At 27.5% G+C, this 24778-nt stretch carries 26 protein-coding genes; 23 read left to right on the top strand and 3 right to left on the bottom strand.

The features are described 5' to 3' along the window. Nucleotides 1–3 precede the first annotated feature (3 nt). Entirely contained in the window at nucleotides 4–669 is a 666-nt protein-coding gene (locus K0040_RS04875) for a Bax inhibitor-1/YccA family protein (protein ID WP_228107820.1), read from the top strand. A 161-nt stretch (nucleotides 670–830) separates the two neighbouring features. On the opposite strand, the gene K0040_RS04870 is transcribed toward K0040_RS04875, so the two are convergent. After that, nucleotides 831–1145 carry a hypothetical protein gene (locus K0040_RS04870; protein WP_228107819.1) on the bottom strand — a complete coding sequence of 105 codons (315 nt, stop codon included), beginning with the start codon at nucleotides 1143–1145 and terminating at the stop codon, nucleotides 831–833. Nucleotides 1146–1670: 525 nt separating this feature from the next. On the opposite strand from K0040_RS04870, the gene K0040_RS04865 reads away from it, so the two are divergent. From K0040_RS04865 to K0040_RS04800, 14 genes are all read left to right on the top strand, one after another. Then, on the top strand, nucleotides 1671–2246 hold the full coding sequence (locus K0040_RS04865) for a C40 family peptidase (RefSeq protein ID WP_228107818.1): 576 nt from the start codon (nucleotides 1671–1673) through the stop codon (nucleotides 2244–2246). Nucleotides 2247–2303: 57 nt separating this feature from the next. Further along, nucleotides 2304–2996: an ABC transporter ATP-binding protein gene (locus K0040_RS04860; RefSeq protein WP_228107817.1), complete on the top strand. Its 693-nt coding sequence runs from the start codon at nucleotides 2304–2306 to the stop codon at nucleotides 2994–2996. Beyond that, nucleotides 2989–3816: a hypothetical protein gene (locus K0040_RS04855; RefSeq protein ID WP_228107816.1), complete on the top strand. Its 828-nt coding sequence runs from the start codon at nucleotides 2989–2991 to the stop codon at nucleotides 3814–3816. The genes K0040_RS04860 and K0040_RS04855 overlap by 8 nt, the downstream gene beginning before the upstream one ends. 9 nt (nucleotides 3817–3825) lie before the next feature. Further along, nucleotides 3826–5049 (top strand): hypothetical protein, encoded by a 1224-nt coding sequence (locus K0040_RS04850; protein ID WP_228107815.1) that lies wholly within the window; start codon nucleotides 3826–3828, stop codon nucleotides 5047–5049. 241 nt (nucleotides 5050–5290) lie between these two features. After that, nucleotides 5291–5872 carry a hypothetical protein gene (locus K0040_RS04845; RefSeq protein ID WP_228107814.1) on the top strand — a complete coding sequence of 194 codons (582 nt, stop codon included), beginning with the start codon at nucleotides 5291–5293 and terminating at the stop codon, nucleotides 5870–5872. Between the two features lie 138 nt (nucleotides 5873–6010). Further along, nucleotides 6011–7723: a [Fe-Fe] hydrogenase large subunit C-terminal domain-containing protein gene (locus K0040_RS04840; RefSeq protein WP_228107813.1), complete on the top strand. Its 1713-nt coding sequence runs from the start codon at nucleotides 6011–6013 to the stop codon at nucleotides 7721–7723. Further along, complete coding sequence (locus K0040_RS04835; protein ID WP_228107812.1) at nucleotides 7723–8886, top strand: SpoIIE family protein phosphatase; 1164 nt, start codon at nucleotides 7723–7725, stop codon at nucleotides 8884–8886. Before K0040_RS04840 ends, K0040_RS04835 begins: the two co-directional genes overlap by 1 nt. Before the next feature lie 305 nt (nucleotides 8887–9191). Continuing rightward, entirely contained in the window at nucleotides 9192–10982 is a 1791-nt protein-coding gene (locus K0040_RS04830; protein WP_228107811.1) for a hypothetical protein, read from the top strand. Nucleotides 10983–11116: 134 nt separating this feature from the next. After that, entirely contained in the window at nucleotides 11117–11623 is a 507-nt protein-coding gene (locus K0040_RS04825) for a hypothetical protein (RefSeq protein ID WP_228107810.1), read from the top strand. Between the two features lie 14 nt (nucleotides 11624–11637). Then, the gene (locus tag K0040_RS04820) at nucleotides 11638–12309 is read left to right on the top strand and encodes a hypothetical protein (protein WP_228107809.1); all 672 of its coding nucleotides are present in this window, start codon (nucleotides 11638–11640) and stop codon (nucleotides 12307–12309) included. 131 nt (nucleotides 12310–12440) lie between these two features. After that, a complete protein-coding gene (locus tag K0040_RS04815) occupies nucleotides 12441–13223 on the top strand; it encodes an ABC transporter permease (RefSeq protein ID WP_228107808.1) in 783 nt (260 codons plus the stop codon). Continuing rightward, a complete protein-coding gene (locus K0040_RS04810; RefSeq protein ID WP_228107807.1) occupies nucleotides 13211–13897 on the top strand; it encodes an ABC transporter ATP-binding protein in 687 nt (228 codons plus the stop codon). Before K0040_RS04815 ends, K0040_RS04810 begins: the two co-directional genes overlap by 13 nt. Before the next feature lie 259 nt (nucleotides 13898–14156). After that, the gene (locus K0040_RS04805) at nucleotides 14157–14717 is read left to right on the top strand and encodes an NUDIX hydrolase (protein WP_228107806.1); all 561 of its coding nucleotides are present in this window, start codon (nucleotides 14157–14159) and stop codon (nucleotides 14715–14717) included. 15 nt (nucleotides 14718–14732) lie between these two features. Beyond that, on the top strand, nucleotides 14733–16511 hold the full coding sequence (locus tag K0040_RS04800) for an aminopeptidase P family protein (RefSeq protein ID WP_228107805.1): 1779 nt from the start codon (nucleotides 14733–14735) through the stop codon (nucleotides 16509–16511). Nucleotides 16512–16631: 120 nt separating this feature from the next. Here the strand turns inward: K0040_RS04800 and K0040_RS04795 are convergent, their stop codons facing one another. Further along, complete coding sequence (locus K0040_RS04795) at nucleotides 16632–17570, bottom strand: alpha/beta hydrolase (protein ID WP_228107804.1); 939 nt, start codon at nucleotides 17568–17570, stop codon at nucleotides 16632–16634. 295 nt (nucleotides 17571–17865) lie between these two features. On the opposite strand from K0040_RS04795, the gene K0040_RS04790 reads away from it, so the two are divergent. Genes K0040_RS04790 through K0040_RS04775 form a run of 4 tightly spaced genes read left to right on the top strand, consistent with a single transcriptional unit; the run spans nucleotide 17866 to nucleotide 21955 of the window. Continuing rightward, nucleotides 17866–19800 (top strand): BglG family transcription antiterminator, encoded by a 1935-nt coding sequence (locus K0040_RS04790; RefSeq protein ID WP_228107803.1) that lies wholly within the window; start codon nucleotides 17866–17868, stop codon nucleotides 19798–19800. Between the two features lie 18 nt (nucleotides 19801–19818). After that, the gene (locus K0040_RS04785) at nucleotides 19819–20103 is read left to right on the top strand and encodes a PTS sugar transporter subunit IIB (RefSeq protein ID WP_228107802.1); all 285 of its coding nucleotides are present in this window, start codon (nucleotides 19819–19821) and stop codon (nucleotides 20101–20103) included. 9 nt (nucleotides 20104–20112) lie between these two features. Continuing rightward, complete coding sequence (locus tag K0040_RS04780) at nucleotides 20113–20559, top strand: PTS sugar transporter subunit IIA (protein WP_228107801.1); 447 nt, start codon at nucleotides 20113–20115, stop codon at nucleotides 20557–20559. Between the two features lie 28 nt (nucleotides 20560–20587). Then, the gene (locus K0040_RS04775; protein WP_228107800.1) at nucleotides 20588–21955 is read left to right on the top strand and encodes a PTS galactitol transporter subunit IIC; all 1368 of its coding nucleotides are present in this window, start codon (nucleotides 20588–20590) and stop codon (nucleotides 21953–21955) included. Nucleotides 21956–22004: 49 nt separating this feature from the next. Here K0040_RS04775 and K0040_RS04770 read toward each other — a convergent pair whose 3' ends face one another. Beyond that, nucleotides 22005–22232, bottom strand: coding sequence for a (2Fe-2S)-binding protein (locus K0040_RS04770; RefSeq protein WP_228107799.1), 228 nt, complete (start codon nucleotides 22230–22232; stop codon nucleotides 22005–22007). Nucleotides 22233–22391: 159 nt separating this feature from the next. Between K0040_RS04770 and K0040_RS04765 the strand changes: the two genes are divergently transcribed. The 4 genes from K0040_RS04765 to K0040_RS04750 all read left to right on the top strand — a co-directional run bounded on the left by K0040_RS04765 (nucleotide 22392) and on the right by K0040_RS04750 (nucleotide 24776). Beyond that, complete coding sequence (locus tag K0040_RS04765; RefSeq protein ID WP_228107798.1) at nucleotides 22392–22784, top strand: hypothetical protein; 393 nt, start codon at nucleotides 22392–22394, stop codon at nucleotides 22782–22784. 135 nt (nucleotides 22785–22919) lie between these two features. Continuing rightward, nucleotides 22920–23498, top strand: a complete 579-nt coding sequence (locus K0040_RS04760) for a TerD family protein (protein ID WP_074920112.1) — start codon at nucleotides 22920–22922, stop codon at nucleotides 23496–23498. 52 nt (nucleotides 23499–23550) lie between these two features. Beyond that, entirely contained in the window at nucleotides 23551–24129 is a 579-nt protein-coding gene (locus K0040_RS04755; RefSeq protein WP_074920113.1) for a TerD family protein, read from the top strand. Between the two features lie 17 nt (nucleotides 24130–24146). Then, on the top strand, nucleotides 24147–24776 hold the full coding sequence (locus K0040_RS04750) for a TerD family protein (RefSeq protein WP_228107797.1): 630 nt from the start codon (nucleotides 24147–24149) through the stop codon (nucleotides 24774–24776). Nucleotides 24777–24778: the final 2 nt, after the last annotated feature.

Genomic DNA, 24778 nt, shown 5'->3' with positions numbered 1-24778 from the left:
AGTATGTTAAAAAGTATTTATAATCCAATGTCACAAGTTTTTAAATATTTATCAATATCCATAGTATTTATGTTTATAGGATATTTATTTGGACTAATGTTTTTACCAGAGAGTTTTATATATATGGCAAATACTATAATAGCAGTATTAATGGTAGCATTAATACTTATGGCTTTATTCTCTAGAAAAAGTATAATACCAAGAAGATTTTCAATGAATTTTGTTTATTTATTTACATTTATTGATGGAATATTAATGTCACCTATTATAAGTTATTATGTGGGAAGTATAGGAACAGGAATGGTAATAAACGTATTATTATCTACAGCTGTTATATTTGGAGGACTTGCATTTATAGCTAATAGAAGTGAAAGTGGGAAATTTCTTAGATTTGGGCCAACATTATTTATTTCATTAATGGCACTATTAGTAATGTCCATAGTAAATATATTTATTGGTGGTAGTGTATTTAATATAATAATAAGTATACTTGGAATTATAATTTTTTCTGGGTATATATTATATGACGTAAGTTTATTAAAATCAGAAATAGAATATGGAGCAATTAATGATAGAAATGACTTATCAATACATGTTTTAAACCTATATCTTGATTTTGTTAACATATTCCTAGACTTACTTAGACTTGTTAGTGAATTAAGTGATTAATAAATTAAAAAATCCTATGATGCAAATTTTGTATTATAGGATTTTTATTATATAATAAATTGTAGATTTTATAGTTTTCAAAAAAGCTAGTATAATATAGGTAATAAACAATTAAAAGAAACAAATTTTAAACAAATTATAGAGATCTATAGCAATATTATTTAAGCAATTCTATCTAGAATTACTGAAGATCTTTTTTCTTTTTTAATAATATTTTTTGAACAAAGTTTATCTACAACCCCTAAAAAATGCCTATAATCTGATCCAAGAAGTTCTGCTAATTGAGTAAAGCTATCTGTAACAATTTTATCTTCAGGTTTTAAATCATTTGGATAAAGTGCAAGTAAATAACTGGCTAGTCGATTTTCCAATGGATAAAGAATATTTAATGAAGTAGACGCTGATGTAGATGTTAATTTATGGCTTAGATGCTTGCAAACAAAACTTAAAAATAGGATTGTAAGTTGATATTTCATGATCTTGCACCATCAACAGATAAAAACGTGCCAAAAGATGTAATAGACTATGTTAATAGTAAGATAGAAAAAATAATAAGTGGAGAAATAATAGTTCCAAACAAATAATAAAAAAGTGGCTAAAGAAGCCACTTTTTTATTATTAAGGATATAAATATATATTAGTATTATATTAATAAAAATATGTAGTAATAGCATAATTAATATTAAATTTTATCAAAAATAGTCGGATTATATAATTATTAGCACTTTTAAACTAATGTACTAATTTATAAAAACATGATTTAGTATTTATATGAAATTGAATAATTATAAATAGTATAAAAATTAATGAAACTTTTTATACTATTTATACGTCTAATATATAAGAGATACTATTTTTATATGACGAATTTGTAAGTTGAAATATGAAAGTTTTAGTGTGATAATAAAATAAGGAAGTTGTGTATTTAACTGGTTTAAACCTGAAGGGAGTTAATAACAATCAAAAAATTTTTAAAGAAAATTTTAATATTTATATTAGTTGTGTTTGTAGGAATCTGGGGGTATAGTTTTTTAAAAGAAAAGTATACACAGGAAATAAATAAAAAATATGAACAAGAAACTAAAGATATGAGTAAAAATGATTTGAAAATAATAAATAAAGTTATTTCTTTAGCCAAAGGAAGAGAAGGACAGGAATACACTTGGGGCGGTAAGGGAGAAATAATAACAAAAGAAAGATTGGAAGAGCTTATAGGTTATTATGGCGAAAGTTATTACCCTTTAGAAAATAAAGATTATATAGGAAAACAAGGATTTGATTGTTCGGGGCTTACTTATTGGGCCTATAAAATTGTAACTAATATAAATATTGGTTATTCTACAACGGAGCAAAAATATGTATTGAAAGATTATAAAGTTCAAATGGAAAATATTCAACCAGGGGATTTGATTTTTACACCGGGCCATGTGGTTATGTATATTGGAAGAGGAAAAATAATTAATTCAGCAAATAGAAACCCTTATCCAATAGGGGGAATAAAGATAGAGTCTATTTTACGTTATAATAATGGATATGTATATCGTCCTATAGATTATATTAATTCGTATTTAAAATAATTAAACTAAGAAGTTAGATTTTATTTAGGGAAAGTATTTTTAGGGGGAGTTTTATAAATGATAGATATTATAAACTTAAGCAAAAAATTTGGAAAAGTACATGCATTGGATGATGTATCCTTTCAAATAAAGGAAGGAAAAGTAATAGGTATATTTGGAATTAATGGAGTTGGAAAATCAACCATATTAAAATCTATAGCTGGTGTAATTAGGCCAGACAAAGGTAAAATTCTTATAGATGGTGAAGAAATGAATCCTAAGTTATATAATAAAATTGCATTTGTACCGGATATGGATACCTATTTTCCCCACCTTACAATAAAAGATACTTTTGCATTTATGGAAGAGTTCTATGAAAATTGGGATAAAGAAAAGGCAACAAAACTGTTGAAAATGTTTAATCTTACTGACGATAAAATGATAAGTACTTTATCCAAAGGAAATAGAGCTAGAATAAAAATTATTCTTGGATTTGCGCAAAATGCCAAATATATTTTGTTAGACGAACCTTTCTCTGGTATAGATATTTTTAAAAGAGAAGAATTCATTAAGGTAATGATAGAATACATCTCTCCAGAGCAAAGTATCATAATAACAACTCATGAAATTGCTGAAATTGATGAAATAGTTGAAGAAGTAGTAATACTTCATGAAGGGAAATTGGCGTTTAATTTTAATGTGGAGGAAGTTAGACAAAATGAAAACAAGTCTATTATAGATAAGATGAGGGAGGTATATAGGGGTGAGTAAGATTTTAACACTATATGATATAGAGTTTAAAAGAATTAAAAAGATTTATTTCACTATTTTAGGGTTGCTTACAATAAGTAATCTTATCTGGTTTGTTTATAACTTACATTCAGTAGCCAAGCAAGTTCAAGAAATTTTGAATATAAGAAGTGGAATAGGTTTACTCAAATCGGAAGAGGCATATATGATTATAAAAAATGGTAGTTTAATATACTCATTATATATTTTATCTTTATTTTTTATGGTATTAGCACTTATATGGTGTTTATATTACACATTACTAATATGGTACAAAGACTTTTCAAATAAAACGAAGGTAGTCTATACTTTGTTTACACTACCTTATAATAAATTTAATATATTTATATCAAAATTAATAACAGTAGTGTCATTTATATACGGTGTATTAGTAACACAGCATATATTGTGGGTATTAGAGGTATTAGTAATTAAGAGCTTTACAGGTATTGATATTAGTGAAATTATTCATATTATAAATTATAACAACTCAATGAGCTTTTTGTTTATGGGATTGCCTATATATCCATTAGAATTATTTATGTACTATGTTATAGGACCTATTTTAGCAGTTATAGTTTTGTTTACAGGAGTATTAATTCATAAATCTTTTGATAAATTAGGTGGATTTTTAGGTTTATCTTATATTGTAATTGCAGGATTTATATATATGTATATTTCAACTACTTCTATAATATTTACAGATGAATTGTTAAAAAATCATATTTTATACTACGTAATTATGGGGGTATTATCCCTTATTATTTCTTATAGATTATTGAATAAAAGAATACATGTTTAGGGGGATATTATGGATAAAAGAATTTCAAAGGTATTTTTAATTATTGTATCATTAACCATGATATTAATTATTTTCTCCTTAAGTTTTATTACAAAAGATAAGGTAGATATAGAAGATGTATACGGAGATAGAAGTGCTCTTGGTGATATGAATATCGTTTATCAGAAGAGAAAAGGTTTGTATGAAACAGATAATATTATAATATCCAAAGATAAAGAAAAAATTGAAAAGAATGTAAAGCAAGGTATTGCAAGTTTCGCCATATCAAAGAAAAATATAGATGATAGAGAATTATTCAAAATATCCAATGATAAAAGTAATATTTGCGAGACAGATGATGAAATTACCAATGTGTCTCTTTTAAATACTTATTCACCTTACAGTGGTGATGAAATGACAGTATATATTGATATAAAAAATAAAAAAAGTTCAAAGATTAAAAATTATGAAATAAAAATAGATGATACTATTAATGTGAATGGAAATAGTATTTATAAAGCTTTACCAATGAGAGATAATGATAATATTTATTTGGCGATTATTTCGTCAGTTTATGATGATAGTGAGCAATATAATAACAAACCCCAAGATAGTGAACAAGATATGTATAAACAAACTTACTTGAGTTTATTCAAATTAAATCTATCTTCACAGCAATCTAAGTGTATTATAACTAAATCATATGATCCAAATGAAATGTATACAAATAGTGACGTGGGATTTGTAAAAGATAATGTGGCATATTTTGTTACTCATATAAAAGATGAAACCAGCAAAGAGATAAATACATGTTTATTTGCATTTAATATTATTACTAAAGAAATAAATATTATTAATTTAGGAGTTGAAAATCAAAATATAACTAATTATTCTATTGAAGGAAATGAAGTGTTGCTTTCTTGCGATGTAGATCCAATAAGCAAAAAAGCAAAGACCTTAGTAGTAGATTTAGTGAATAAAAAAACAAAAAACACAAATGAAATATATGCAAAGTCTAAAAATGATTACAATAAATATATTTTGGAAATGAGACGTAATAATGATAAAACATACCTTATAATGTGTGATTATAAAGAAGACGACTATGTAGATCGTGGAAATGGATCTCCGGACATAGATTATTATATTTATGTTATAAATGAGAAAAACAATGAAGTGTTATACAATGGTAAAATAAAAGAAAAAATTATGTATAATATAGCTTTTGGAATTGTAAAAAATGAAGAATTATAACAAAAAAATCCCTTAGAATAACCTAAGGGATTTTTCTTAATATGGACAAATAAAAATTATTTTACATATTATTGAAATTAAGTAACATTTCTGTAATTATCTATGTTACTATTTTGTAATTCAAAGTAACAAGTATGTAACTGTAATTATTCAAGGGGTAATGGTATTATAATAGTATAAATAAAAGAAAAAAGACGAAATCTTAAAGATTATAAAATAAATTAGAAGGAAGTGTTGAAAAATGAAAAAAGGAATTATAGCAGTAACTTTATTATTAAGCGGAGCATTATTAATAACTCCAATCGCAAATGCAATATCACAAAATAATGAACAAGTAAGTGTAAAACCAGTAAAAGTTGAACAAACTACAAACACTGAAAAAGTAGAAGTTACAAAAGATAATGAATATAAAACTGAACAAAAAGAAGAAACTAAAAAACCAGCAAAAGTTGAAACTACAGCTGTAAAAAATAAAAAACCAGTAAAAGAAGAAATAAAGGTAAACAATAAAAAAGAAGAAACTACTAAGCCAGCTGATAATACAGTAGTAAAAGATGATAAAGATAAAGAAGAAGTTAAAACAGGAATGACAAAATCACAAGCTGAAGCGATTTTAAATAAATACATAAAAGATGTAGAAAAAGCTGACTTTACATATACATACCAAGGTGACGAAAATACTTTTGAAGCAATGCAAGAAAAAGGAATAAGGGGATATGTATTTTTACCAAATATAGAAACTGATTTAGCTTACTTAGTAGATAAAGATAGTGGATCAATATATTTCTTCCATCCATCAGGATATTTTGAATTATTACAATAAAAGATATTAATACAACTAAGAACTTAGTACTAAATAAAGTACTAAGTTCTTTTTTTATTAAATATGTAAAAAATTGTATTTATGTTTGTTATAATTTTAGTATGATTTCAGGCTAATATTAATCGAGGGGGAAAACTTATGTGGTTTGATAAATTTAGTAAGAAAAATTGTAAAAATTGCTATGCTTGTGTAAGAGTATGCCCAGTTAATGCTATAGAAATAAAAAATGAACAAGCGAGAATTAGAGAAGAAAGATGTATAGTTTGTGATGCCTGTTATTTGGCGTGTCCACAAAAAAATAGATTAAGCACATCAGAGGTACCAATTGTAAAACATTATATAAAAAATAAAGAAACGGTAGTAGCTTCTATTGCACCAAGTTTTGCTGCTGTTTTTGGAAACGATAGTCATAAAATACCTGGAGTATTGAAATATCTGGGATTTTCTTATGTAGAAGAAACATTGGTAGCAGCTCAACCTATAATAGATGAATACTTTAAATATATTAATAAAAATGATGATAAAAATTATATAACAACTCTTTGTCCATCCATAATTAACTTAGTAGAAAAACATTACCCTGACTTAATTGAAAATCTAATACCTGTTATATCAGCTTTTGCTTGTCATGGAAGAATCATAAAGAGAAAATACGGAGAAAATGCAAAAGTTGTTTTTATAGGACCTTGTCTTGGAAAGAAGGATGAATCAAGATTCGAAAATAGTGTAGATGCTGTTATTACGCTAGAGGAGTTAAGAACATGGATAAAACAAGAAAATATTTATTTTGAAGATTTTAAAGAAAGTTCATTTGATGCTATTAGCCATTATAACAGGGTTTTCCCATTTGTATCTGAAAATACAGATTACTTTTTTGATTCTAGTAAAAATAAAGAAGTGATATCTGTGGATGGTCCAAATGATTGTAAGAAAACTATAGAGGCAATTTTAAATAAAAGAGTAAGCAATGTAATATTTGATATGAATTTCTGTGAAAGTGGTTGCCTTAGAGGGTCTGGAATTGAAGATGATGGGGCCAGTTCTTATGAAAGAAGAAAAAATATAGAGACTTATAGTAAAGAGTGCGAAAAGTCATATAAGGATAAAATAGATAATTCTTATGATGAAATACTATGGAAAATAGATTTACATAGAAATTTTCAGTCTAAATATACTCCTTTAAAAGAGCCTAGTGAAACAGAGCTTAGAGAAATTTTAAAGTCTATGGGTAAATTCGCAAGAATGGATGAGATAAATTGTAAGGCATGTGGTTATAAAACATGTAGAGATAAAGCCAAAGCAGTGTTTAATGGTTATGCTGATACTAGTATGTGTGTTCCGTATATGAGGCAAAAAGCGGAAAATAAGGCTAATGTAATTATATCAGCTACACCTAATTTAATTGGTATAGTAGATAAGAACTTATGTGTAGAAGAGTTTAATCCAGCAGCACAAAATTTCTTTCAAGTTAGTAATGACGAAGCCCGAGGAGTACCTGTGATTATGTATCTGGATGAAGATAAATTTCAGCAAGTAAGGGACACAAGGAAAAATATTATTGGTGATAAGATAGAACTTCCAGACTATAATGGCGTGTTAGACCAGAATATTATATGGCTAGAGGAAAATCAAATTTATATATGGATAGCAAACAATATTACAAAAGAAGAGAACAAGGAAAAAGAATTACAGACTATGAAAATAAACTCCATAAACATGGCTCAAGATGTTATAAATAAACAAATGATGGTGGCACAAGAGATAGCAAGTCTTCTTGGAGAAACAACAGCAGAAACCAAAGTTACCTTAACTAAGTTGAAAAAACTTATTGAGGAAGAGGGTCATAGATAATGAAATACTACATAGATTTTGCTTATGGAAGTTTATTAAAATATGGAGAAGAGTTATGTGGAGATAAAGTGGAATTTTATGCTGATGATGAGCAATTCATTGCAGTTCTTTCTGATGGAATGGGAAGTGGTGTAAAGGCTAATATTTTAGCTACTCTTACATCAAAAATAGCTCTTACCATGCTAAAGGAAGGAATGAGAACAGAAGATGTAGTGGATACTGTTAGCCAGACGCTGCCTATTTGCTCACAAAATAAAATAGCTTATTCTACCTTTACTATAGTAAAAGTGGCCAAAGATGGTATAGCTTATATTGTTGAGTTTGATAACCCTACATTGTTTTTTATGAGAGGAAAAGACATACTTTCATTAGATTGGAATGAGATAGTAATTCATGATAAAAAAATAAGAGAATGTAAAATACAACTTACAGAAAGAGATCGAATAGTATTGATTAGTGATGGTGTAGAATTTGCAGGAGGAAGGAAAACTTTAAATTATTCTTGGCAATGGAAAGATATTTCAAAGCATTTACTGAAATTTACTAATGAAAATATGAACGCAAAAACTATTACAAACAATCTGTTAGGAGTTTGTAATCAATTATATTACTTTGAACCAGGAGATGATACTACTGTTGCAACTATAAAGGTTAGTCATGATAGTAATGCAGTTTTATTTTCTGGACCACCTATTAATAAAAGTAAGGATAAAGAAGTTGTATATGAAATGATGGGAAGTGCAGGGAAAAAAATAGTTTGTGGTGGAACTACGGCAAATATCGTTGCAAGAGAGCTAAATGTAAAATATAGATCTAGTACAGATATTATAGATGAAGGTGTGCCACCAATAGGATATATAGAGGGAATAGATTTGGTAACAGAGGGAGTATTAACACTAAGAAGATCATGTGAAATATTAAGACGATTATTAACTACTAATGATGATAGTTTTTTACATAAAAAAAAGGATGGGGCCACATTGTTGTCTAAAATGTTGTATGAAGATTGTATTCATATAAAAATGATAATAGGAAGATGTATAAATCCTGAGAATATGATGTCAGATATATCAGATGATTTAAGTGCTAGACTTTATGTTTTAAATGAAATGAAGAATATTTTAGTTAAACTTGGTAAGATTGTTGAAGTTGAATACTATTAGAATAATATAAAGAGTGCTATCTTTAATGATTTAATGTCATTAAAGATAGCACTCTTTTAAATATGATAATGAATATTTTAATTTTAAAAAATAAATATTTTAAAAATAAAAATGAATTTTTAAAAATTAAAAATAATGAGTAATAATAATCAAGTTTTTTTAATATAAATTAATATGTGTGTGGTGCTAGCTCAAAAAGTGTCAAGACCTCTAGGAAAATATTTGCACCATGCACGCCAATAATTGAGGAGGTGATAATAATAAGAAAATTACTAAAGATAAGTATAGTAGTCCTGTGTTTGTTAATGATTAACTTAGTTTACATTAAAAAAATTCATGCTCTTCCTCCGGGGGTGGATAGAGTTAAAATTGGTAATTGGACTAAGACGAGAGAAGTTAATGAAATAAAGGAGGATGAAAAGAAACTTAACAGTGAGGATTTTAACAATATCAAAAATATTAACTTTGATTATACTATAAATCCATTAGAGATATTTACTAATCTTTATACTTCAGGGGACAAATCAATGAGAACCGTAAATACTGTAAATTCGTTTAAGCCTGAAGATGAAAGTAGAATTAAAGGAAACAAAGTTCTTAGAACGAGGTTAAGGACTTTTGAACCTATTTACTCATTTAATTATAATACAATACAAACCTGGCTTGAAAGTGGTATAAGTCCAACTTGGAAAGATGGATATTTAGGAAGTAAAATTATAACGTGGCCATGTTATGTTGAAGTTTTAAAATATGAACATACTGGAGAGACACCTGTAGAGTGGAGAATGATAGAGGGAGAATTAAAATTAAATAAGGAACAGTTGGAATTAATAAAATCAAAAAAAGTACAACCTGTTATAGGTATTGAAAGTAAAGAAAATTGTCACCTAATATTACCATTTTCTGATTTATTAAATGTTTTTATTAATGGTGAAATAACAGATATTAATTACAGGGCATCATCAGAATCTTATAAATATAAAATAGATAAAACTATTGGCAATTATAACCTTACAAATACTGTAGAACATAATAAGTATTGCAATAAAGAAGAAGATAATCTTTTGTCTGAACACACACGTAATAGACATATTGATTGTAACATTTTAAAATCAACTACTAGTGAAAATTATTACAAAATGGTTGGAGATATATCTCAGTATATAAAATCAGGAGTTAGTGACTATAAAATATCTTTATTAATAGGACAACTTGGTAGAATGGGAGAAGATGTTTTTAATTATAATGGTGGGACAAGTAAAATATCATTATTTCTTATTGAAAATCCTCAATTCAAAGTTGAAATTAAGCCATATTTATTAGATGAACATAATGAAAAAGAATATATAGATTCAAATTATAAATTTTCATACAGGGAGAAAGTATTATTTGATGTAGAAATTATAAATGAAAGTAGTTCTTATAATTATAGTAATTTAGATTTTCGTATGGACCTAATAAAAGAGATAAAAGAAGGAGGAACAAAGGTTAGTGATGTATTGCAAATAAATAAAGATGATGCAAAATATAAAGGGATTAGCATAAAAAATAGTGTAAGTTTATATTTGAATGATGAAAAAACACCTTGCTCAATTAATAAATTATCAAATATAAATAAAGGGGACAAGCTAACTATAAGTAGTGATAAGTTTGATTATACTGTGACAGAGTACAATGCATTAAAAGAAAAAATTGATTATGATTACATTTTTCAGTTAAATTACTTGAATAATCATACATTTTACAAATATACAAATACAAGTAGATTACAAGTAAAGCCTTTAGAAGGAAGGTTGACTGTAAAAGTAAACGGAAGTAAGGATGATTATTTCTATTTAAAATTAAATGGAGAAACAAACTCATCAAATATAAAAGTTAAAAGCAATAAATCATATACTATTTGTAATTTGGATTATGATAAGACATATAAATTGTCATTGATTAATTCATCTTCATATAAACCAATTAGTAATCAAAATTTTGTATTAAAAAATGCACCAGGATATAATACAAAATCCATAATAATAAATACAAATATAAAATCTAATAATTATTTTACACAAAGGAAGATTGATGAAATTATTATAAACAGGTGATAAATATGAGTAGAAGTAAGAAAAGAAAAAATAAGAGAAGACGCAAAATAAAGAAATCGATATTTTTATTAATTGTTATTATTGGGGTGTTTTTTTGCTCTCTTATTGTTTATGGAGAAGATGCTTTTTATACTATGAAAACTTTTCTTTATGAAGATAAAGCCTTAGAGATAAAAATGAAAATTGAAAATAAGAATGATTTAGAGGATATAGATTTAAACTTTATAAATGAAGGTAGTTGTGACGTTTATCTGAGAGGCTTTGTTTTTGTTTATCCAAAAATTGAAGAAGATAATTGGACAATTTTAAGTAACTCATCTGTGAAAATTAATTATGGTAATGAGGATAGCTGGTTTATTAGTGAAGATAATTATATTTATTATACTAAACCATTAAAAGTAGGAAATAAAACTCAAAATCCTATGGTTGAAAGTATAGATATTAATTTAAGTGAAGAGGATAAAAAAATGCTAGGAAGTGGAGAGTTAGGGATAGATATTGTTATGGAGGTTGTTCAAGTGAATAATTTTGCATATAAGTATGAGTGGAATATAGAAGAAGATGATTTAGAAAGCTATTTTAATAATAAAGTAAACGGAACCTATGAAGAAAATAAAAGGATAAAAATATTTATAAAATAAAGGGGGAGGTTAAAATGGAAAATAGAAATAAAAGTAAAACGAGGAAAATTGCTATAGCATTAGCATGTATATTAATACCGCTTGGAGCACTTGGGTTTGGTTACTTTATTGGAGGAGATAAGGCGGTTGACAAAGAAGTAGGGAATACTTTAACTGTAGATGGTAAAATAGAGGGAACAGTAGTTAATACACAAGATACAAACATAGATGGAATTGTACCTGGTGATACAATTTCTAAAACCATTAATATTAAACCCAATGCAACTGCACCAAGTTTACTTAGAGTTAAAATAGAACCAAGCTGGTATAATGGAGATAGTAAAACTACTCTTCCAGTATCAAATATTAAATTTATCTATACTAATGATATAGTAAAGAATGATTTTACTACTAGTGGAAAAGATTATTGGTATAAATGTAATGATGGTTATTTATATTATATGGATTCTGTAACAACAAGAGAAAAAGCAATGGAACTAGTTGAAGGAATTAAATTTTTAGGTGGAAGTGATGATACAAATGCAAAAGAGTATCAAGGTAAAAACCTAAAAATAACAATCACTATGGATATGATTCAATGTAAATATGCTCCATACAAGACGAAATGGGGAATAGAAAAAAGTAGTGTTCTTTATAGTAAGCTAGAAGCTTTATGTCCCAAATCAGATGAATCTGTAAAAGAATAAATAATTAAATATAATGACTAAAACAAGCCTTATTGAATAATACTACCAATTGTAGTACTATGAAAATAAGGTTTTAAACCTTTTTGAAGGGTTATACTTTTACCATAAATATGTAGGGGGAGCAGTTCTAGATGAGTCAGTTTACCACAAATAATAAAATAAAATCATTTAAAGATAAAGATAAAATACAGGTAGTTCTTTCTTGTGTTATCTTGTTATTTTTATGGCAGATAATAGCTCTTAAAATAAATAATGATATATACTTACCTACATTGGGGCAAGTTTTTACAAGTATAAAAGAGATTGTATTAGAAGATAGATTTATTTTAGATGTATTTTCAACTATAACAAGGTGCATATTAAGTTTTGTCATGGCATTAGTTGTAGCATTTGTCTTAGGAATAATTTCTTATAGCTTAAATATATTTAAAAATTTTTTAACACCAATAACATCTCTAGCCAGCTCTATACCTAACATGGTTTTAATAGTTTTAACATTAATCTGGTTTAATAAAGAAAGTGCTCCATATATTGTTGTATTCATTATGGTATTTCCAGTTTTATACGATGCAGTTTTAGGAGCTATGAAAAATATAGACAAGGGAATTTTAGAAATGTCTGACTTATATAAAATTAGTAGAAAAGATAAAATACTAAAAATATACTTGCCAGCAATAAAGTTTTCCCTAATATCAATTTTATCATCGACTATTTCTCTTGGATTTAAAATTGTAATAGCAGGAGAAGTTTATGGACAACCTTTATATGGGATAGGAGCAATGATTCAAAGTGAAAAAGTAAACTTTAATACCACTGCTATTTTTGCTTGGATAATAATCATTGTAATAATCTCATCCTTATTAAACCTTATTGAAAATTTATTTCTAAGGAGAGCTTTTGCATGGAGACGATAAATAAAGAAGAAATGATATCCGTTAAAAATATAAATAAAAAATTTAATGAGAAACTTGTATTTAAAGATTTTAGTATAGATTTTTATAAAAATAAAGTCAATTGTATTATTGGAAAATCAGGATGTGGAAAAAGTACATTATTAAATATAATTAGTGGAATAATTCCTAATGATAAAGAGGGTTTTGAAACAATAGAAAAGTATGGAGTAAGTTATATATTTCAAGATGACAGGTTAATTGACTGGTTAACAGTAAGTGAGAATATTGTTCTTGTAGTAAAAAAACTTTATAATAAAAAAACATCTGAAGAACTATGTGATAAATATTTGGATTTAGTAGGAATAAAAGAATATAAAAATTACTATCCTCAAATGTTAAGTGGAGGGCTTAGACAAAGGGTGAATATTGCAAGAGCTTTTATTTACCCATCCAAAATCATTATAATGGATGAGCCATTTAAATCTATTGATGTTATTAATAAAGAAATAATAATGAATAATTTTAAACAAATATTAGAAAGAGAAGAAAGAACAGTATTATTTGTAACTCATGATATAGAAGAAGCAATTTTATTGTCAGATAAAATCTATGTACTTGGAAATTCACCAATTGAGATTAAAAATGTATTTACAAGTAAGGAAATTACAAAGGAAGAAATATATAATGCCATTTAGAAAAATATATAAAGAAAAGCGTCTACAGAATAATTAGTGTAGACGCTTTTAATATTAAATAAATTAATTAGTAAATAAGGTTAGCATATAAAACAGGATAATAAGTTTTAATTGTAGTAAAAGCTACAGAATATCTTAATAAAAAGTTAAAATAACAAGGTTAAAATAAAAATATTATTTTAATATAATTACACTGTTGATTATTAATAAATAATATTATAGAATTTGAAAGAGGATCATTATTAATGGGGAGGTAAACATGGATTTAATAAGAAAAATAGAAAATTATCTACCATTCAACTGTGCAGAAGAAAAAGACAAGGAAATAATGATAAAATACATTAACACTTTTGATGATGTGCTTACTAGAAATAATGAGATAGGTCATTTTACTTCATCTTGTTGGATAGTAAATAAAGATAAAACAAAAGTACTGATGATTTATCATAACATTTATGACTCATGGTCATGGACTGGTGGACATGCTGATGGTGATAGTGACTTACTTTATGTTTCGTTGAAGGAAGCAAAAGAGGAAACTGGGCTAAAAAATGTAACACCTTTATCTGAGGAAATTTTTTCTTTAGAAGTTCTTGGAGTAGATGGTCATATGAAAAAAGGTAAATATGTGGCATCTCACATGCATCTAAATGTTACTTATTTACTTTGTGCTGATGAAAATGAAATGACACACATTAAAGCCGATGAAAATAGTGGAGTCAAATGGTTTGACTTAGATGAAGCAGTTGAAGCTAGTAATGAGCCTTATATGAAAAAAATCTATGGCAAACTTAATAAGAAGCTAAATGATTTAAAATAATAAAGGTGGTTTAATATGATTAATGACAGAATTTCAAAATTAAGAAGTGTTATGAAAGAAAAAGGCATATTTGCTTACATAATTCCATCAGCAGATTATCATCAAAGTGAGTATGTTGGGGAATTCTTCAAAGGAAGACAATTTATATCAGGATTTACTGGTTCAGCTGGTACTGTAGTAATAACTCCAGAGAAGGCTATACTTTGGACAGACGGGAGATATTTCTTACAAGCTGAAAAGGAATTATCAACTTCTTGTGCTGAACTTTATAAAATGGGAGAAGAAAACGTTCCTACAACTTTTGAATACATAGAAAATGAAGTTCCAGAAGGTTCTAAAATAGGATTTGACGGAAGAGCTATAAGTGCAGCTATGGGAGCTGGATTAGAAGCTAGTTTAACTAAAAAAAATATAACTATATCTTATGAAGGTGACTTATTAGATGAAGTATGGGAAGATAGACCAGCTTTATCTGATGCAAAAGCATTTTTATTAGATGTTAAATACAGTGGTGAAGACTTTACAAGTAAAGTAGCTAGAGTTAGAAAAGCTATGCAAGATGCAGGAGCAACAACTCACATATTAACAAGCTTAGATGACATAGCTTGGTTATTCAATATAAGAGGTGGAGATGTTAAATACAATCCAGTTGTACTTTCTTATGCAGTAGTTACTTTAGACAAAGCTGTATTATTTGTTGATGAAAATAAATTAAATCAAGAAATAAAAGCAAGTTTTGGTGAAGAAGTAGTTGAAATAAAAGGATACTTTGAAATAGATGAGTTTGTTAAAACTATAGAAAAAGAAGATGTAGTTTTAGTTGATTGCAACAAAATAAATTACACAATATTAAAAAATATACCTGAAGGTGTAAAAGTAGTTAATGCTATGAATCCTTCAACTATATTTAAAGCACAAAAAAATCCTGTAGAAATAGAAAACACTAAAAAAGCTCATATAAGAGATGGTGTTGCTGTAACTAAGTTTATGTACTGGTTAAAAAATAACATAGGAAAAATAGAAATAACTGAAATAAGTGCAGCAGATAAATTGACTGAACTTAGAAAAGAACAAGGACAGTTTATAGAACCAAGTTTCGCTTCTATAGCTGGGTACGGTGCTAATGGGGCAATAGTTCACTACAGTGCTACTGAGGAAAGTAATACTACTTTAGAGCCAAAAGGATTATTCTTATTAGATTCAGGTGGACAATACTTCGATGGTACAACTGATATAACTAGAACTTTTGCTTTAGGAGAACTTACAGAAGAAGAAAAATCTAACTTTACATCAGTTGCTAGAGCAATGATAAGATTATCTGGAGCTAAATTCTTATATGGTGCAAATGGATACTATTTAGATATATTAGCTAGAGGAATCATGTGGGAACAAAATCTTAACTACAACCACGGAACGGGACATGGTATAGGTCATGTACTAAATGTTCATGAAGCTCCAAATGGTTTCAGATGGGACAACAGAAACTTAGCTACATTAGAAGAAGGCATGATAACTACTAATGAGCCTGGATTCTACAAAGCTGGTTCTCATGGAATAAGATTAGAAAATGAAATGCTTTGTAAAAAAGGTATTAAAAACGAATATGGTCAATTTATGGAATTTGAACCAATAACAATAGCGCCAATAGATTTAGATGCTATAGATGCTGATCTTATGAAAGAAGATGACAAAGCATACTTAAATGAATATCACAAAATGGTATTTGATACAGTTAGCCCATTCTTAACTACTGAAGAAGCTGAATGGTTAAAAGGGTACACTAGAGCTATATAGTATTTTATACGTGAATTAAATTTGAATTTTAGGAATAAGCCTCTTTAATTAGAGGCTTATTTTTTAATATATAGAATTTATAATTTAGTTAATTCATGAAAAATATAATTAAAATTAAAATTAAGGAATATATTTTTCTACAAAATCATTTATTGTAAGCCAATAAAGGTAAGGTGAAATTAAATCTGAATTTGAATGTTCAGCACCTTCAACAGTTAATTTTTCCTTTGGAGATTTAGTGGCATTATATAACTTGTCCATCATAGAATAAGGAACGAACTTATCACTATCACCATGAATATAAAGAATAGGTACGGTAGATTTTTTTACTGCATTTATTGCAGAAGCTTCTTTAAAAGAGTATCCAGCTTTTAACTTAGTAACAATATTAGTAACATTTAGGACATAAGAAGCTGGTACCTTTAAATAAGTTTCTAATTGATAACTAAATTCATCCCAAGCGGATGTATAAGCACAATCAGCTACAATAGCTTTCACATTAGAAGGTAAATCTTCTCCTGAAGCCATTAAGACCGTGGCAGCACCCATGGAAGTACCGTGAAGAACTATTTTAGAAGTTGAATTATTTTTAACTATAAAGTTAATCCAACTTATTATATCTAGTCTATCTTTCCATCCCATACCAATATATTCACCTTCACTTTTTCCATGACCTCTTAAATCTGGAATTAATACATTATATCCCATTTCATAAAAATATTTTGCTTTAGAACTCATTAACTTACCACTGCCACCGTAACCATGAACAACAATTGCCCATTTATTGGTATTATTATTTTGATTTATCACATAAGAATGCAAATTTAAATTATCATTAGATTCAATATAACTTTCAGTATAATTTGATTCTTTTTCAAGCCATTTTTCATCATCTCGCAATTTGTCACCATTATGATCTGCATATACTATTTCTTTTGAATAATTTGCATTTACTGCTAAATTATAAAAGAATATTCCTACCAAAGAACTAACCCCTATGCCTCCAATCGAGAAGATAAGCAAAAGGGCTATTATTATTTTTTTATCCTTTTCATACATAATACCCCCATAAAGATTTAAGAAATATATTATCATATGTTGCTTATATTTTGACGTAGTATCATTTGGTATAAGTGATAAATAATGTAATATGCCAAATGATACAGGTATTAATACTGACTTTGTAAATTATAAAAATCAATTTCTACTCTATTAATTACATGTATAAAAGTAGTAAAATTATAAAGGACATTATTTTGCCAAGTGAGACGACAAATGTCCTTTTATAAGAGAAATATAAAGACTATTTAAAAAAAATACTTATTGATACTATATAAATATGAGGGAGATAAAAATGATAAAAGCAACAAGTAGACAAAGAGGGATAATAAATGCAATTATAAGTACTGATGGTTATATAAGTGGAAATGATTTGGCAAAAATAAATCAAATATCTGTAAAAACAGTACAAAGGGACATAAAGGATATAAATGAGTTTTTGAAATCATATAACTGTGAAATAATTTCTAAGAGAAGTCATGGATATAAAATAAAATATGACAATTATGATGACTATAAAATGTTAAAAAGTATAGTTGGAGAAATCGATTGCAACTGTGTATATACTTTAGAAGAAAACAGAGTAGAGTGGCTAATTAGAAAACTAGCATTTCTATATGTGGATAGTGAGACAGAATCCATTAAACAAGATGAGTTATGTGATGAGTTATTTATAAGTTTATCTACATTAAAAAATGATCTGAAGGTAGTAAAAAGTATATTACATAATTATGACTTAAAATTATCTCGCAAAGGAAACTCAGGTGTTTATATTAGTGGTGATGAAGCTAAGTTTAGATATTTTTTATCTGATTATATTGTGCATAAAATAGGCCAAGAAAAATCAGAAACTATTTTAGAAATGATAGACACAAAGTCTTCAGAGAGTATTAAATCTATAATAATTGATGTAATAAATAAATACGACTTAAATATTACTGATTTAGGGTTTGATAATTTATTCAATCACATAGTGATTACTATTACAAGAATAAAAAATGACAAGATTATCAATGAAGAAAAAGTAAAGCATATACCATCAGATGAGATTGAATATGAAGCATCATTAAATCTTTGTAGACAAATATGTAAGCTTACGAAAATTGAATTTCCAACAGCAGAGGTTGTGTATATATACCAGCATTTAAAATCTCAAAACAGATTGTTTAAAGATGATAACTATTTTATAGATGAAGAAGATAGTGACAATCTGAAAACTATAAGAAAGTCTTTAAAAGAGATTTATTTGCAAATAGGTATAGATTTTACTCATGATGAAATTCTAGAAAATGGTCTTCTTGTTCATTTAAAAAGTGTTCTTCACAGAATACAATATAAAATGAAAATAAGAAATAATTTGCTGGATCAAATAAAGAAAAACTATGTATTAGCTTACGAGTTATCAAACTTCTTGGCTAGAGCCATAGAAGAAGATATGAATGTGGAAGTAGATGAGAATGAAGTTGGATTTTTGGCACTACATTTTGGTGGAGCCCTAGAAAGGATGAACATAAAAGGAAGAAAAGATAGACTTCGAGTGATTGTTATATGTGCATCTGGTATGGGAACATCCATACTTCTAAGAAGTAAATTATCAAATAGATTTGGATCTAAAATTCAGATTTGTGGAGTATATCCATCTTATAAATTGGAGGAGTTAGATTTTAAAGATATTGACTTAATAATTTCAACTATTAACCTACAGTACAAAAACTTACCTATTATAAATGTATCACCTATTTTAAGTGATACAGATATGAATAAAATAAATCATTTTATAAGTAAAGGAAATGAAAATTACAAGCTAGATATAAAATCATACTTTAAAGATGAAATATTCTTACCAAACTTAAAGAAGGATAATTATTTAGAGGTGGTAGAATACATGTCAAATAAAATGTATGAATTAGGATATATAGACGAAGTAATGAAAAATTCCTTTATGGAAAGAGAACAACTTTCATCAACAGAAATAGGAAACATGGTTGCCATTCCTCATGCATTAGTTGGAGAAGTAAAAAAACCTGGAATTTATGTGGCGATTTTGGAAGAACCAATAAAATGGGTGTACTCAGAAGTTCAACTAGTAATGATGATAGCCATAAATAAAGAGGTATTTTTAGAACATGAAAACTTATTTTTGGACATATATAACCAAGTTGATGAAATGTATAAAGTAGAAAAAATAATTAATAAAAAAGATTTAAATTATATTAAGAAATTATATTAATAAAGGGAGAAAAGGATTATGAAAAAAATAGTAGTAGCATGTGGAGCAGGGATAGCAACATCAACAGTAGCAATACAAAAACTAAAAGCTGGATTTAAAAAAAGAGGCTTAGAAGGACAAGTTTCATTTACTCAATGTACAGTAGCAGAATTACCAGGAAAAGTGTCAGGACATGATATGATTGTTACTACAGCTCAATTTAACCAAAGTGTAGATATACCAGTTGTATCAGGATTAGCTTTTATAACAGGATTGGGAGTAGATAAATTAATGGATGATATAGTTGCAAAACTAGGAATGTAGGTGGAATAAATGTTAAGTAATGACCTAGTATTTTTAGATGTAGAATATAAAACTAGTGATGAATTTTTAAAGTCTATAGCAGACAAACTATTTGAAAAAGGATATGTGAAAGAGTCTTTTAAGGATGCAATTATAAAAAGAGAAGAACAATATCCAACGGCTATAGGAACTGAAAAGTATAACTTAGCTATACCTCATACAGATTCAGAACATGTAAATAAGCCAGGAGTAGCATTTGTAAGATTAAAAGATGAATGTGAATTTAAAGAAATGTGTACTAATAATGATATTAATGTAAATATGGCATTTGTATTATTAGTTACTCAAAAAGAAGAGCAAGTAAGCCTTTTATCAAAATTAATGGAGTTATTTGGAGAAACTGAATTTTTAGAGGGTTTATATAAGGAGCAAGACCCATCAGTAATAGTAGACGTTTTAAATAATAAAATATTATAAATCACAATAAATAGGGGGAAGAGTAATAATGGATATATTACAAAAGTTAGTTGACTTAGGTCCTTCAGTAATGATGCCAATAATATTTGCAGTATTTGCAGTATGTTTAGGCGTAAAATTAGCAAATGCTATAAAATCAGGACTTTTAATAGGAATAGGATTTATAGGATTAAACGCAATAATAACAATACTTACAGAAAATTTAGGACCAGCAGCAGAGGCAATGGTTAAAAACTTTGGATTAAACCTAAATGTACTTGATGTTGGTTGGCCAGCAGCTTCAGCAATAGCATTTGGTTCAACAGTTGGTGTTTTGATAATACCTTTAGGAATAATAATAAATGTTGTAATGTTACTTACAAGAACGACTAGAACAGTAAATATAGATATATGGAATTTCTGGCATTTTGCTTTTACAGGTTCTTTAGTTTATATGCTAACAGGAAGCTTACCAATAGCTTTAGTAATGTCAGCAGTAAATATGATAGTCACAATGGTTCTTGCAGATAGAACTGCTCCATTGGTAGAAAAGGAATTAGGACTTCCTGGAATATCAATTCCTCATGGATTCTCAGCATCTTATGTACCAATAGCATGGATAGCAAATAAAATATTAGATTTTATACCAGGAATAAATAAAATAAAGTTGGATGCAAATGATATACAAAAGAAATTTGGTGTATTTGGAGATCCAGCAATATTAGGTACATCCATAGGTGTAATTCTTGGATTACTTGCAAAATATGATGTAAAAGGTACTTTAAATTTAGCAGTAGTAATGGGTGCTGTACTTGTACTTACTCCAAAAATGGCAGCAGTACTAATGGAAGGTTTAATGCCGGTATCTGAAGCAGTACAATCTTTAATACAACGTAAATTTGAAGGAAAAGCTAAGCTTTACATAGGATTAGATTCAGCTGTAAGTGTTGGTCATCCAGTTACACTAGCAGTTTCACTAGTTTTAGTACCAGTAACATTAATATTAGCATTAATAATACCAGGAAATCAATTCTTACCATTTGCATCATTAGCTGGATTACCTTTTATGTTTGTCTTAATTACTCCACTTGTAAGAGGCGATTTCTTCAGAGCATTTATAGTAGGAATTATAGTTATAGGAGCAGGGCTACTAATAGGAACAAGTATGTCTCCGTTATTTACAGAAGCAGCATTAGCAGCTAAGTTTGCTATACCAAATGGAGCTACAATGATATCAAGTATTGACTACGGTTCAAGTCCGCTACCATGGTTAATAGTTAAGTTAACTGAGTATAAGACAATAGGAATAGGAGCATTAATAGCTTCAACAGTTGGAATCATGTTATGGAATAGAAAATTAATATTAAAAGAAGATCAATCAACAGAAGAAGTAAACAATTTAGATCAAGCAAATTAATTTTCTGATTTTGATAAAATATAAAAAGTAAGTCTCTTTAATAAGAGACTTACTTTTTTAATGCTTTATAAACTTCATACTCAAGTGAGGCGTTACATTTTCCACAAGCAGTTCCAGCTTTTGTAGTTTTTCTAATATCATTTATTCCACGGCAGCCATTATTTATAGCATCCGTAATGTCATGATTAGAAATATTATAACAGGAACAAATCTTTTTAGGTTTCTTATAATTTATTATTTTAAATTTCTTATATTTGCTTATTAATTTAGTGAACACAAAATTACCCTCCTAAAGTTTATATAATAGATATAAAATTTTATACCCAATTATGGTTTTAAACATTAAATTAAATAAAATATGAATGCATATAATATATATTTCTGCTACATTTATAAATATATTCTATATAAAATTTTATTAAATGGGAGGGATAATATGAAAAATAGAAATATGATGATTAATACTTTATATTTTCTTATAGGAGTACTAATAGTATTATCTATGGGTGAGTTAAGTGAAATTTGTATTGATTTAAAACAAACTTCTTATGATTCTATATATGACTATTTAATAATGTTAGTAGAATTTAGTGGATATATGATTTTAGGTTTTTGGATAGGGTTTAAAGATATTTATGATGAATTTAAGAAAGATGGAAAATGGAAGTTACTGAATTATAGATTTATTATAATATTCATTTTTGCTATGATATCAATTTCTTCTTATTTTATATACTTAAAATTCACCATATTAAATAGTTTAACTTTAGTACTTTTTGCTCTTTCAGGGTATATTTTATCTCAATCATTAAAAAAAGTTGAGAAATAGTAAAAATATTTTTATTTTCACTTATTATTACTTTTTTAGAAAAAACTGATAAAAATTCCTAAATTATTTCAAATAACTTAATACCAATGGTATAATAATATTGGTATTACTTACTAAATGAAAGGGGTAGAGATTATGGGAATAACATTAGCGAAAGGCCAAAAAGTTAGCTTAACAAAAGGAAATCCAGGACTAAAAAATATTATGGTAGGTTTGGGATGGGATACTAATAAATATGATGGTGGATTTGACTTTGATTTAGATGCATCAGCATTTCTATTAGGAAGTAATGACAAAGTAACACAAGATACTGATTTTATATTTTATAATAATCCAAAGCATTCTTTAGGAGCAGTGGAGTATGTAGGAGATAACAGAACTGGTGAAGGCGATGGAGATGATGAAGAAATATTATTAAACTTATCATTAGTTCCAGAAAATATAAATAAAATTGCTTTTACTGTAACAATTCATGAGGCAATGGAAAGAAGACAAAACTTTGGTCAAGTAAGTAACTCATATATTAGAGTTATCAATAAAGATAATAATGAAGAATTATTAAAATTTGACCTTGGAGAAGATTTTAGTATAGAAACAGCAGTAGTTGTAGCTGAAATATATAGACATAATGGAGAATGGAAGTTTAATGCACTAGGATCAGGATTTGAAGGTGGCTTAGAAGCTTTATGCAAAAACTTTGGTATTAATTTATAGAAAGATATTTATTAGACATATAAAATGTATTAGTTAATATGGAGGTTATATAATGGGAATAACTTTAAAAAAGGGAGAAAAAATTAATCTTACAAAAGGAAATCCAGGATTAAAAAATATTAAATTAGGATTAGGATGGGATATTAATAGTTTTGATAGTGGTTACGACTATGATTTAGATGTAAGCATATTCATGGTAGGAGAATCAGGTAGAGTAGAAAGAGATGAAGATTTTGTATTCTATAATAATTTAAAACATATATCTGGAGCAGTAGAGCATTTAGGTGACAACAGAACTGGAGAAGGCGATGGCGATGATGAAGAAATATTAGTTGATTTAAAATTAATGCCTAATCATATACAAAAAATAGCTGTTGCCGTAACAATTTATGAAGCTAAAGAAAGAAGACAAAATTTTGGGCAAGTAAGTAATTCATACATAAGAGTTTTGAACTCTGAAAATGAAGAAGAAATACTAAGATATGATCTTGGAGAAGAGTTTAGTATAGAAACTGCCATAGTAGCATGTGAATTATACAAATACAATGGAGAATGGAAATTTAGCGCAGTAGGATCAGGATTTGAAGGTGGCCTAGAGGCTCTATGTAAAAATTATGGATTAAATGTATAAAATAGGGGGAAATGCTTATGTCAATTAGTTTGAAAAAGGGAGAAAAAATAGATTTAAAGAAATCTAATCCAGGGCTTAGTTCTTTGTTAGTTGGGCTTGGATGGGACCCAGTTGCTCAAAAAGGAGGAGGGTTCTTAAGTAGCTTATTTGGCGCAGGAGCAGCAGATGTAGATTGTGATGCATCAGTGTTTATGCTAAATGAAAAAGGACAAATGAATAGCAGTAAAGACTTAATTTATTTTGGAAATTTAAAAAGTGCTTGTAAATCTGTTGTTCATACAGGTGATAACTTAACTGGAGATGGGGATGGTGACGATGAACAAATTTTAGTGAACTTAAATAAAATACCATCTAACGTTGATAAACTTTTATTTGTAGTTAATATTTATGATTGCGTAAGTAGAAGACAACATTTTGGTATGATAAAAAATGCCTTTATCAGAGTTGTAGATAGAGAGACAAATAAAGAAATAGCAAAATATAATTTAACAGATGACTATAGTGATAAGACTGCTCTTATAGTAGGAACAATATATAGATATAAAGATACTTGGAAATTCTCTGCAATAGGAGAAGGAACTAGAGATACATCTTTAAGAGATATAAGAGAGAATTTAGCCAGAGTAGAATGTGCATATGGGGTATAAAA

This window comes from Terrisporobacter petrolearius (assembly GCF_020748185.1).
Lineage (GTDB): Bacteria > Bacillota > Clostridia > Peptostreptococcales > Peptostreptococcaceae > Terrisporobacter > Terrisporobacter petrolearius.
This window is presented reverse-complemented; position numbering and strand designations above follow the sequence as displayed.